Annotated in this window: 10 protein-coding genes; 9 read left to right on the forward strand and 1 reads right to left on the reverse strand. The window is 45.9% G+C overall.

Annotation, left to right across the window (positions count from 1 at the left end; all coding sequences use genetic code 11):
* Positions 1-49: 49 nt before the first annotated feature.
* The 8 genes from ruvX (at position 50) to DC345_RS12930 (ending at position 8954) form a co-directional block, all read left to right on the forward strand.
* Positions 50-466: a Holliday junction resolvase RuvX gene (gene ruvX / locus DC345_RS12895; RefSeq protein ID WP_076287768.1), complete on the forward strand. Its 417-nt coding sequence runs from the start codon at positions 50-52 to the stop codon at positions 464-466.
* 12 nt (positions 467-478) lie between these two features.
* Entirely contained in the window at positions 479-778 is a 300-nt protein-coding gene (locus DC345_RS12900; protein ID WP_024633075.1) for a DUF1292 domain-containing protein, read from the forward strand.
* On the forward strand, positions 779-1093 hold the full coding sequence (locus DC345_RS12905; RefSeq protein WP_024633076.1) for a DUF1292 domain-containing protein: 315 nt from the start codon (positions 779-781) through the stop codon (positions 1091-1093). It abuts the gene before it with no gap.
* Positions 1094-1172: 79 nt separating this feature from the next.
* Positions 1173-2213, forward strand: coding sequence for an endolytic transglycosylase MltG (gene mltG / locus DC345_RS12910; protein WP_258530644.1), 1041 nt, complete (start codon positions 1173-1175; stop codon positions 2211-2213).
* A gap of 15 nt (positions 2214-2228) precedes the next feature.
* Positions 2229-3158 carry a peptidase U32 family protein gene (locus DC345_RS12915; RefSeq protein ID WP_113053441.1) on the forward strand — a complete coding sequence of 310 codons (930 nt, stop codon included), beginning with the start codon at positions 2229-2231 and terminating at the stop codon, positions 3156-3158.
* 17 nt (positions 3159-3175) lie between these two features.
* The gene (locus tag DC345_RS12920; protein ID WP_113053442.1) at positions 3176-4504 is read left to right on the forward strand and encodes a peptidase U32 family protein; all 1329 of its coding nucleotides are present in this window, start codon (positions 3176-3178) and stop codon (positions 4502-4504) included.
* A gap of 235 nt (positions 4505-4739) precedes the next feature.
* Positions 4740-7022: a methyl-accepting chemotaxis protein gene (locus DC345_RS12925; protein ID WP_258530645.1), complete on the forward strand. Its 2283-nt coding sequence runs from the start codon at positions 4740-4742 to the stop codon at positions 7020-7022.
* A 123-nt stretch (positions 7023-7145) separates the two neighbouring features.
* Positions 7146-8954, forward strand: a complete 1809-nt coding sequence (locus tag DC345_RS12930; RefSeq protein WP_181586576.1) for a peptidoglycan D,D-transpeptidase FtsI family protein — start codon at positions 7146-7148, stop codon at positions 8952-8954.
* On the opposite strand, the gene DC345_RS12935 is transcribed toward DC345_RS12930, so the two are convergent.
* Positions 8933-10129 (reverse strand): AI-2E family transporter, encoded by a 1197-nt coding sequence (locus tag DC345_RS12935; RefSeq protein ID WP_113053443.1) that lies wholly within the window; start codon positions 10127-10129, stop codon positions 8933-8935. The two genes, DC345_RS12930 and DC345_RS12935, sit on opposite strands and share 22 nt — an antisense overlap.
* A gap of 186 nt (positions 10130-10315) precedes the next feature.
* On the opposite strand from DC345_RS12935, the gene DC345_RS12940 reads away from it, so the two are divergent.
* Positions 10316-11716 carry a polysaccharide deacetylase family protein gene (locus DC345_RS12940; RefSeq protein ID WP_113053444.1) on the forward strand — a complete coding sequence of 467 codons (1401 nt, stop codon included), beginning with the start codon at positions 10316-10318 and terminating at the stop codon, positions 11714-11716.
* Positions 11717-11773: the final 57 nt, after the last annotated feature.

The following is an 11773-nucleotide window of genomic DNA, read 5'->3' on the forward strand; positions in this document are numbered from 1 at the left end:
AAGGCGAATATTGTTCGACCTGAGCAGGCTTGAGGATGGGAGAGCATGGATGAAAATATTAGGTTTGGACTATGGGGACCGGAGAATCGGAGTTGCCGCTAGTGACGCCTTCGGTTGGACTGCCCAGGGATTGGAAGTACTTGAACGCCGCCGGGATGAAGGTGAGTTCGCTCGGATTGCGGAGCTTGTGCGTGAGCATGAGATCGGCGAGATTGTTGTCGGACTTCCCAAAAACATGAACGGCACCGTAGGGCCGCGTGGTGAAATATGCATTGCTTTTGCCGAACGCCTGCGGGGCGAACTGAATTTACCTGTTCACCTTTGGGATGAACGACTGACAACCATGGCAGCAGAACGAACGTTGCTTGAAGCGGATGTCAGTCGCAAAAAACGCAAGCAGGTTGTGGACAAAATGGCCGCAAGCTTGATTTTGCAAAATTATTTGGATGCCAATAGTAAAAGGTGAGGGGGATCAACAATGGCTGAAGATCAACTGGGTATGGAAGAAGAATCGGAGATTATTTACATTGCGGATGACGAGGGTAATGAAGAGGAATTCGAAGTCATCATGAAATTCGAAGTGGACGGTTCGGAGGCCAAGTACATGATGGTTGCTCCGGTTGAACCCGAAGATGGAGAGACGGATGTTTATGCATTCCGTTATGAAGAAGAGGGCGACGATATTAAACTTTTCGTCATCCAAGATGATGCCGAATGGGATATCGTCGAGGAGACGTTTAATACATTTCTTGCAGAAGATGAAGAGGAAGCGAACTAAATGACAGAATACAGCCGCGAAGACTTGAAATGGACAGATTCGCTGCGTCTGGCTTTTGGTGCTCACGTTGAGCTGGAAGAAGAGAACGGTAAATCGCATCCGTATGACCTGCTGGCCGAGTTTGAAGTGAAGGGCCAACAGTATGCGGTGCTCCGCAGTTCATTACGTCCCTATGACGAAGTTGAACTTCTGCGGGTTTTACCGGGAAGTGAAGGCCAGATCATGCCGGAATTAGTTACGATTGACGATGATGATGAGTGGGAGAACATCTCTGAACTGTATGATGAGTGTACACTCCCCATTGACGAAGATTGATTGATCAGCTTCAAATTGAAGAAACCGGAAGGGCGGAGAAGTCCGCTCTTTTTGGTTGTGTAAAGGAGTTGTGTCTTTTTTGAAAGGAAAAGCGATTTTAGTCTTTCTGCTTATCATCGTGGTTGTTGTCGGAGGCGCAGGTGTATATGTCTGGAGCATGATGCGTCCCGTACAAGCATCCACAGAACCGATCGTTTTCGAGATCAAGAGCGGGTCAGGAACTTCCAAAATTGCCGACCAGTTGGAGCAGGAAGGTCTAATTCGAAGTGGTTTAGCCTTTAAGGGATACCTGAAATGGAAGAAACAAGGATCGAATTTTATGGCAGGTACATATTCCTTAAATCCAGGTGTGTCATACGATGAGATTATTAGTAAACTGAGTAACGGTGAGGTTGTGCCTGAATCCATGGTCAAGTTTACTATTCCTGAGGGATATACAGTATTGCAAATGGCGGACAAACTATCTGCTGAGGGAATTGTGGATCGTGAAGAATTTCTCAAGCTTGCGAATGATCCATCTGCTTTTGATATCGACATCATCAAGGACATTCCAGTGGATGAAGAACTGCGATATGTGCTGGAGGGATATCTGTTCCCGGAGACGTATGAGCTCAAAGAGGGAAGTTCTACTCAAGAGGTCATGCAGCGAATGCTTGAGGAATTCCAGACCAAAATTGATTCTATCCCTGATTTGGCATCCAAACTCAAGGAGAGAAATCTGTCTTTGCATGAAGTGTTAACGATCGCATCGCTCGTCGAGAGAGAAGTCGTGGTGGATCAGGAGCGCGCGCTTGTGGCAGGTGTGATCTATAATCGGATCAAGCAGGATATGAAACTGGAGATCGACGCGACAGTACAGTATTTACTGGATAAGCCGAAGGCCAGACTGCTTTTCAAGGATCTGAAGGTACAGAGTCCCTATAATACGTATCTGAACAAAGGGCTGCCACCAGGACCGATTGCAAGTCCAAGTCTGGCATCCATTGAGGCAGCGTTGGAACCGGAAGCTTCGGATTACCTGTTCTATGTGACCAAGAAGGATGGTACATTCGGACATTTGTTTGCCAAAACGTATAAGGAACATCAGCAAAATATAGCCAAAAGTAAGGCTGCGCAATAAGCGGAGGGGATGTATATGAGTACGAAACATGAACTGCTCGTTACGGCGGCAAATGTGAAAGAGGCAGAGGTGCTGCTCCAAGCAGGAGCAGATGCTTTGTTAATTGGGGATGATCGCTTCGGCATGCGTCTTCCTGGCAGCTTCAGTGTGGAAGAAACAGCAGAAGTCGTTGCCGTTGCAGCGAAACATCAGGCTCGTGTATACGTGTCTATGAACAATCTGATGTCCAATGAGTTGCTAAAGGAATTACCTGAATATGTTCAAGCACTGGGTAAAATCGGTATTCAGGGGGTGGAGTTCAACGACCCATCTGTGCTCGCCGCTATTAAGGAGCATGCTCCTCATATCCAGCTGCACTGGAACGCTGAGATGACATCGACCAACTATGCAACAGCCAACTACTGGGGAACCAAAGGGGCGAGTCGTGTTGTGCTTGCTCGGGAATTGAATATGGACGAGCTGACAGAAATGGTTCCATTTTTGAAGGTGGAAGCTCAGGTACAGGTTCATGGCATGACGAACATTTATCATTCCAAACGGAGTCTGGTGCAAAGTTATATGTCCCATCAAGGGCGTCCTGTAGAAGGGCATTTGGGTAAAGAACGTGGTTTATTTCTGATTGAGGCTGAACGCCGGGATGAGAAGTTTCCGATCTATGAAGATGTGAACGGAACTCATATCATGAGTTCGGAGGATATCTGTATTCTCGAAGATCTTCATCTGTTGATGGAGGCCGGGGTACACAGCTTTAAAATTGAGGGTATGTTAAAACCACTTGCGTATAACGAAGCTGTTGTACGTGCATACCGTATAGCTCTGGACAGTTATGCGGCTGATGCCGATGCTTATGCATTTTGTGAGGAATGGCTGGACGAGGTTCGTCAATTGCAGGACCCTGAACGGGAATTGTCGTTTGGATTTTTCTATAAAGAACAGGTGTATTAATAGACGAGGTGAACAACATGGAAACAGTGGCGGTACAGCGGAAGTTCTCGGGTAAACGTAACCGTCTGGACAAACCGGAGTTGCTTGCTCCGGCGGGCAATCTGGAAAAACTGAAATTTGCAATCCATTATGGTGCAGATGCTGTGTATATCGGTGGACAGGCATACGGATTGCGCTCCAACGCGGATAACTTTACCTTTGAAGAAATGCGTGAAGGTGTGGAATTTGCCAAAAAATATGGAGCCAAAGTTTTCGTGGCAACCAATATTTATGCGCATAATGAAGATATCGAAGGTATTCAAGCGTATTTGCAAAACTTGTATGATGCAGGAATTGCAGCTATTATCGTAGCAGATCCAGCAATTATTGAAGTGGCTCAGCGTGCAGTACCGGGTCTGGAAGTGCATTTGAGTACACAACAATCCACTCTGAACTGGCAAGCTGTGAAGTTTTGGAAGGATGAAGGCCTTCCGCGCGTCGTTCTTGGACGTGAGACAAGCTTTGAAGAAATTGAAGAAATCAAGGCCAATGTGGATATCGAGATTGAAGCCTTTATTCATGGAGCGATGTGCTCGTCCTATTCCGGACGTTGTGTGTTGTCCAACCATTTTACGGATCGTGACTCCAACCGGGGTGGCTGCTGCCAATCCTGCCGCTGGAAGTATGATCTGTTTGAAGATGCCCGGGAAGATACCGTGTGGGTCAGCGAAGAAGAAATGCAAATGCAGGCACCTGCACCATTCAAATTGGGAGAGAACCAGCTGCCCCTATTCCAGGAGCAGGACAATTCTTTTTCCATGGGTTCGAAGGATCTGTGCATGATTGGGCATATTCCTGAGCTGATTGATGTTGGTGTGGATAGCTTCAAAATCGAAGGCCGCATGAAGTCGATTCACTATGTGGCTACTGTGGTTAACGTATATCGTCAGGCTATCGATTCTTATATGGCTGACCCGGAGAACTATGTATTGAAGCCTGAGTGGGTAGAGGAAATGAACAAGGCAGCGAATCGTCCACTGAATACCGGATTTTTCTATGATACACCGGATCATGAGGATCACATCTATGAACCGGAAGAAAAAGCGGTACCTTTCGACTTTGCCGGATTGGTTATGGACTATGATGCGGCTACAGGAATGGCGACCATTCAACAGCGCAATCATTTCAAACCTGGACAGGAGATCGAATTTTTCGGTCCAGGAGGCCACTTTTTCAAACAGGTGGTTGGGGAATTACAGGATGAAGAAGGCAACGTAATCGATGCAGCCCGTCACCCGTTACAGCGTGTAAAAATGAAGGTGGATCAACCTGTTTCCTACTTTGATATGATGAGAAAAAAGAAGTAGGTTCAAATGCCTAGTTTTTAACAAAATAATGTTATGTTTTAACAATATAGTGTTATAAAATTTACAAATTCGACCTCCGTATATCGGTATATGGGGGTCTTTTTTTTATAGAAAAATAGGAAAAAAGTTGTAATAAATTTCGAGAAAACGAAAGGGGAAAGGAGAAAGCTGTCGAATACTACATATTTATAGGGGAGAGAAAGAAAAATCCAACAAGTAAATTACTGGCAGGTGAATGGGATTGGTTCAAAAGAAGCAGAAGGACAGTGGGGAAGAGTTGACAATACCCGAGAAGGTTAAGCCCGAGAAGGTTCAGAAAGTGAAGAAAGAAAAAGGTGTTAAAAGTAAGACAGGGGATACCTCAGGCAAAAAGTCTTTTACATTGGGCTCAGGTAAGCTGAAGTCGGGGTGGAACAAGACCAAAAACCAGTTGAAGAATCAAAACTGGAAAGATGTTGGGGGAACAACGTTTACGCAGATTAAGAAGGCTAATCCCGTTAAATCGGTAGGCGTTAAGCTGTTTTTGGTCTTTTTCGTAGGAATCATGTTTTTTGTCATTGGTCTAGGTCTATTATCCTATGCAAAAGCCAAAGATACGATTGAGAAGAATGCATCCCGATCAAATCAGGAAACCATTGAACAAACCAAACAAAAAATGGACATTATCCTGGAACGGTTCGTAGATACATCCACACAAATTTTCTTCGATCCGGAAATGCAGTCCTTGCTTCAGAAGATGTCTGATAAGAATTTGTCGGCATATGATACGTTTGTGAATTCAAGCTCCATCAACAAACAATTATCGAATATTGCTTTTACGAATAAATCTATGGAAGCGATTTATCTTGTGCCTACAGACGAAACAAGGTCTACCATGGGCACAGGTAACAGCAGTTCTTCCATGGGCGACATCCGGAATGAGAGCTGGTACGACGAGTTGGTACAAGCAGGTGGATATCGCTGGCTTCCAACGGAAGTCAAAGAGGATGGCAGCACACCAACGTTCCGAATTGCCCGTTCAATGAAGAATCTGCAAGGGACAACCCAGTCCTATGTGTTAATCATTGAATTGAAATTGGAGGTTCTGGAGCAGCAATTGAAATCACTTGACTTGGGTGAAGGCGCAGTCCTCCAGCTCATTGCTCCGGACAACAAGGTAGTAGCTTCAACGATTGCTGATCGTACAGGGAAAGATACGGATTTGGCTTTTATAAAAGATTTGAAAGAAAAATCCGGCAGCACGAATACGGAGTATACAATGGATGGAAATTCAACCAACATGCTGGCATCATACAGCACCATGGATACATCCGATTGGAAACTGATCGGGATGGTTCCAACTTCGATCCTGGTTAAAGATGCCAAGGGTATTCTTACACTGACTTTGTGGATGGCATTGATTGATGCCGTTATTGCGATACTGATCGGTATTTGGATGGTTCGCATGATTGCCCGCCCAATGGGCAAATTGAAAGATCTGATGCAAGAAGGTGCAAAAGGGAATCTCAAGGTGCGTACACCTTATAGCTCCCAGGATGAAATTGGTCAATTATCGGCTGCATTCAACCTGATGATGGAGCAAATTACGAAACTTGTGGAGCAAACCAACCGTTCCGCACAGGAAGTATTGGATACCGCTTCTGAGCTGAGCAGCGCATCCAAGAAAACAGCAGTCTCCGCTTCAGAGATTGCCGTAGCCACTGAAGAAATTGCAGGTGGAGCAAGCAGTCTGGCAACAGAAGCGGAGCGTGGAAACGAATTGACCGACAATATCTCCCGTCAGATGGAGAGTGTGGTCGCCGCGAATGAACAAATGGGTGATTCAGCCCGTCATGTAGAGAAATCCAGTCAAACAGGTACACAGCATTTGAACCAGTTGATGACCAAAACGCAGAAGACAGAAGAAATGATTGGTGCGTTGGTAAATAAGGTAGATTCCTTGAAAGAGAGCACGTCCTCTGTTCTGAAGGTGCTTGACGTCATGCAGAATATTACCAAACAAACAAATATTCTCTCCTTGAATGCAACAATTGAAGCCGCTCGTGCCGGTACAGCTGGACGCGGATTCATGGTGGTAGCAAATGAGGTTCGTCAGTTGGCTGAACAATCCAGACAGTCCATTGATATGGTGGGCGACATTACTGACAAGATTATGACCGAAATGAATGAGACGGTGGATCAATTGTCTGCAGCTTATCCATTATTTAAGGAACAGATGGATGCCGTAAAAGATACCAATGTAATATTTGCTTCAGTACAGCAACAAATGGGTGCTTTTGTTGAGAGTCTGAGCATGGTCACCGGCTCAATCGGAGATTTGAATCAATCTCAAGGTACGTTGTCCGAAGCGATGAGTAATGTCAGCGCAGTAGCTGAACAATCTTCTGCAACGTCCCAGGAAGTTGCCTCCTTGAGTAGTGAACAACAAAATATCAGTAACCAACTGGTGAATTTGTCTGCAAAACTGGAGAATGTGTCCACAGAATTGAAAGATACATTGTCTCGCTTTACAGTCTAATTCGAACCTGTTTGCTTCAATTGAGAAGCCTGTCCCTAATATGGGACAGGTTTTCTTGTTGTTACCGAATAATTCCATTCCGAATGAAGAATACTATGCCAAAACGCTGAACGGGGTGTCCTGATGCTTTTACAACTGAAGCGGCGCATTTATATTACATGTATTCTTCTTACGGGTTTATTTATTTTGCTTATGATTCGTTTAGCTTGGGTTCAGGGCGTTCAAATCAACCGCACGATGCCAGGATTCCAACGTACCGTTCGTGAAATGTCCGTATTGCAGCGAGAGCGAGGAGTGGTACTGGATACGGGACGAGGCCAATTTACCGATTATAAGGGTCAACCCTTAACAGGCAAGCTGGAATGGGGGTTGGTCCTTTTTCCGCATCCAAATCAAACAAGTCATTCATATCCATCCATAATGGCAGATTCGGAGGTTAAGGAATTGGCTGCTCTCTTACATACTGATGTGAAGTCGTTACAAAAGGAATGGAATCAAGGAAACGCACCCCATTTCTGGACTGCAGGTGCCAACCAGCCCAGAACGTTGACCAATTCTCAGGTTGCCCGACTACGTGAATTGAAGGCAGACGGAGCGAGTGTGTATCCTTTTATGACAAGATATGGACAAGCCGCTACGGGCATGCAATGGTTGGGTTATCTTGCTGAACAGCCTGGATTCTCAAATATACGGTTGGGTCACAAAAATGAGGTCAAGCAGCCTTTTGCCATGAAATCTGGAGCAGCTGGGCTGGAAAGAACAATGGAACCTTTATTGATGGGCATTGGGCCTACCTTGTTAACACGTATGGTTACAGGTTCAGGAGAAGTTATTCAGGATATCCAGCCACGCGTGATTGCACCCTCCAATACACACTACCCATTGCGTGCAGAGACGACGATCAATATCGATGTGCAGCAAGGGATAGAGCAGATTGTGCAGAAGTCCGGAATGAAGGAAGGGGCTATCGTTGTGCTGGATGCAGCCAATGCAGACGTACGTGCAATGGTTTCGGCGCCGTTCTATAATCCGCAGCATGTGGACCCTAAACAAACGGCTTGGGCAAATCGTGCCGTGCAGGGCGCTGTACCGGGTTCCATATTCAAAATCGTTACAGCAGCGGCCGCACTGGAATATCACGCTGTATCCAAAGGGGAAACTTTCCATTGTGATGGCGAGTTTGGGAAATACGGTCTGTCCTGCTGGAAGGAGCATGGGCATGGGACATTGAATCTGGAGCAGGGATTTGCCGAGTCTTGTAATATTGTATTTGCTGAGACTGCACGTCGGCTCAGTATGGAGCAGCTGGAACGTACGGCGGATGCTTTGGGATTGGCACGTACAGTTGGTTGGGAGGGAAAGAAGGCTTCAGGTATGCCGGTGCTGCATCATTTCGATCATGAGGATGCAGGAAGAGTGAGACTGCCTTCCGTCTCTCCTCAGGATGAAGGAGCCAAGGTACAGACGGCTATCGGTCAGCGGGACGTTCTGGTTACTCCTTTACAAGCGGCCAATTTGATCGTTACGCTTTTGCATGATGGCAAAGTGAGCGCTCCACGCCTCGTTCAGCGTATCCGATATGCCGATGGAGATACGATGCTGGATATGCCGATACATGATTCACCATCTTCAGCAGGACGGATCTCTCCAGCTACAGCGCATCAGCTGTTATCCTGGATGAAGAAGGTTGTTAGTGACGGAACGGGAAAATCCCTGCAACATGCACGGTGGCAGGTGGCAGGGAAGTCAGGCACAGCACAGGTACAGCAGCACGGAGAGAAACGTAACCATCAATGGTTTATTGGGTATGGGCCTACGGAACAACCCAAATATGCTGTAGCTGTCCTTGTCCAAAACGTTGCTCCAAGCAGCCGTCATCAAGCAACGGCGATGTTCAGAAAAGTGATGGACTATTTGGCTGAATCCTCGTGATTACCGGGAGAAGCAGGCTCTTGCACCGAAGGCTCAACATTCGTATCAGGGGTGGTGCTGCCCGGTGTGTCCATCACTAAAGGGGAAGATTCGAATTCATCCTTCGGCAAATGAATCCATTGCTGGAGATATCCTTGTTGCAGCAGTTCTTTGAGCAGAATCAGCAGCACGGGAGACAATACCACACCAGCCAGACCAAAGACAGAGAGCGAGATCAGCATAAAAGAAAGCATCAAGTAAGCGGAAGAAACCCCGATTGAATTACCCGATATTTTGGGCTCCAGCAGTTGGCGTGTCAGCATGGTTACAGCAAGGACTACAATTAAGCCAATCGCAAGGCTGCTATTTCCCACAATGAACAGATACACAATCCACGGGATGAAAATAACAGGAACACCCAGCAATGGAACGAGATCAAAAACGGCACAGATGGCTGCGATGGTGAAGGCATTGGCAGTTCCCAGAATTAACAAGCCTGCATAAATCAATACAAAAGTAATCAGCATCATAATCATCTGAGCCTTCAAATACGAACGGATCGTCTTGAACACATGATTCCGCATAAATTCAAGAGCCAGCTTTAACGTTTTTGGTGTTTTGGCGCGGGCAAATTTCCGCCAGGATTCAATCTCAATGCTGAGAAAGAACGCGAGAATGATGGCAATCCCGAAATTAGTAATAAACGAAGAAAATGAACTGAGAAAACCGATGACGAATTGCGCACCGCTGGTTACCCATTTGGACAGGAATCCGGTCAGTGTCGCAAAATAGTCATTAACCTTATCGGTTATTCCGTTAGGTAAGGCATCAGACTTGTCCTGGATGAAATAAACCAGATTGGTGAATTCATGCTGAATCAACTCGATATAATAAGGGAAATTATCCTGCAAATTAGAAATTTGGGATACGATAATTAACCCCAATCCAAAAAAAGCAGCAACAATAACTGCAAGAAACAATAATACTGAAACGGCGGCACCCAAGGTTTTGGGCAATCCTTTACGATGTAGAAATCTTGCCAGAGGTTCGATCATCCAATACACTATAAATGAAAGAAAAACTGGCGCAGCCAATTGATATAATCGACTAAAACCGTACATGATAAAGTACACGGTTAATACGAGCAGCGCAATGTCAAAGACGGTGCGCCCGTATTTTTTGTAAAGCGGCAGCATGGGCAGGGCTCCTTTATACGTCATTAAGGTAAAAATTAGGATGCATTTATTGTACACGATAGCAATCTTTTTGGGAAAAGAGGATTCAAGAAAAGGCTGAATTATGATAAAATTAAAGGCGGTTTATTTTGGTTAGTGCTATATTATGGCACGGTAATTCAGCAAGAGAAGCGGGGAGTTTGTAGCATGACAAATTTACTTCAGAGCATATTACTGTGGTTATTGTACATTTCATCGTTTTACGCCTTTATTCCGAGTTTGGTTAGCAGACTTTTCGGTTTTCGTGTGTTCAGGCGCGGGAGAAGTGAGACGGAGTTTTCCTTAACATTTGATGATGGGCCGGACCCGGAATACACGCCCAGATTGCTTGATTTACTGCGTCAGTATGAAGCAAAGGCAACGTTTTTTGTAGTCGGGGAGCATGCAGCCCGTCATCCCGAGCTCATCCAGCGCATACATGAGGAAGGTCATCTTCTCGGAATTCATAATTATATTCATAAAACCAATTGGTTGATGCGGCCACGTACGGTTCGAGATCAGATTCAACGAACAGGTCAGATTATTCAAGGGGTAACCGGGGTAAGAACTTGTTATTATCGTCCACCATGGGGCATTATGAATCTGTTTGATTTCTTCAGTAAAAAAGATCGCCGTATTATTCTGTGGTCGTCCATGTTTGAGGACTGGAGAAGCAGTGTGGGCGTTGAGAAATTGACGGAACGAATGTTGAAGGAGCTAAGGGGCGGAGAGGTCATGTTACTGCATGATCGAGGGACTACCCTCGGCGCTGATGCACACGCGCCGGAGCAGATGCTTCAGGCGCTCGAAGTCGTATTGCAGGAAGCAAACAGGCAGCAGTTGCACAGTGTACGCATCGATACGTTGATGGGAGGCGTTACGGTGAGCGAATCTAAAAATGAAGGTCAACCACAAACACTTTTATCACCTTGGAAACGTATGGTTGTTGCGTTATGGCTAGGCTGGGAGAAGTTGTTTCATTGGGTATACCATTTGCATACTGCATCACCAGAGGACCCATTATTACACTACCGCTCCCGCGTATATCATGGAGCATTGGTTGAAATGAACGACGGTCATGTCATTCGTAACGGAGATCCGGTTATTGAACTTCATTTTGATAATAAAAAGCTTTTCGATCTGGGTATGACATCACGCTCAAGTATGCATCTGGCCATTCGCATGATTCGGGCCATGGAACAGCAACTTCCTGATTTGGCCCGGCAGGTCGCACTTGAACCTGAACTTCGTTCAGCCAAGGCTCTGTACGGTGTGAGTATGATTAACCGGGGACCGGAGAAATTTGGGTTTACGGTTCGGGAGTTGGCTCCTGGGCCATTCAGTTCTGCATCCAAAGTGTATCTGAAACTTCTGCTAAGCGTCATTCATCCGGCTGGAACAAAACGACTGAAGCAGCGATCCGAACAATTGGTTCCAAAAATGATTGCCATGCCGCTTGATGTGCTGCTGGATCGATATGGTCAGCACGCATTGGTAGCAGCAACAGCGGAACAGTCATCAGAGGAATTGTTGGTTCCTGAACAGGATCTTGTACCTGAACGAAACTGATTGCGAAATGAATAAAGAAAAGGGTTGCCCTTCGCCGAAGTCGGCTGAAGAGCAACC

This window comes from Paenibacillus taichungensis, assembly GCF_003287275.1.
Classification (GTDB): domain Bacteria; phylum Bacillota; class Bacilli; order Paenibacillales; family Paenibacillaceae; genus Paenibacillus; species Paenibacillus taichungensis_A.

Bases quoted from the DNA above. Each gene is read 5' to 3' on its own strand.
- DC345_RS12905 (WP_024633076.1), top strand. From the start codon at position 779: ATGACAGAATACAGCCGCGAAGACTTGAAATGGACAGATTCGCTGCGT.
- DC345_RS12940 (WP_113053444.1), top strand. From the start codon at position 10,316: ATGACAAATTTACTTCAGAGCATATTACTGTGGTTATTGTACATTTCA.
- DC345_RS12900 (WP_024633075.1), top strand. From the start codon at position 479: ATGGCTGAAGATCAACTGGGTATGGAAGAAGAATCGGAGATTATTTAC.
- DC345_RS12920 (WP_113053442.1), top strand. From the start codon at position 3,176: ATGGAAACAGTGGCGGTACAGCGGAAGTTCTCGGGTAAACGTAACCGT.
- ruvX (WP_076287768.1), top strand. From the start codon at position 50: ATGAAAATATTAGGTTTGGACTATGGGGACCGGAGAATCGGAGTTGCC.
- DC345_RS12925 (WP_258530645.1), top strand. From the start codon at position 4,740: ATGGGATTGGTTCAAAAGAAGCAGAAGGACAGTGGGGAAGAGTTGACA.
- DC345_RS12915 (WP_113053441.1), top strand. From the start codon at position 2,229: ATGAGTACGAAACATGAACTGCTCGTTACGGCGGCAAATGTGAAAGAG.
- DC345_RS12930 (WP_181586576.1), top strand. From the start codon at position 7,146: ATGCTTTTACAACTGAAGCGGCGCATTTATATTACATGTATTCTTCTT.
- DC345_RS12935 (WP_113053443.1), bottom strand. From the start codon at position 10,129: ATGCTGCCGCTTTACAAAAAATACGGGCGCACCGTCTTTGACATTGCG.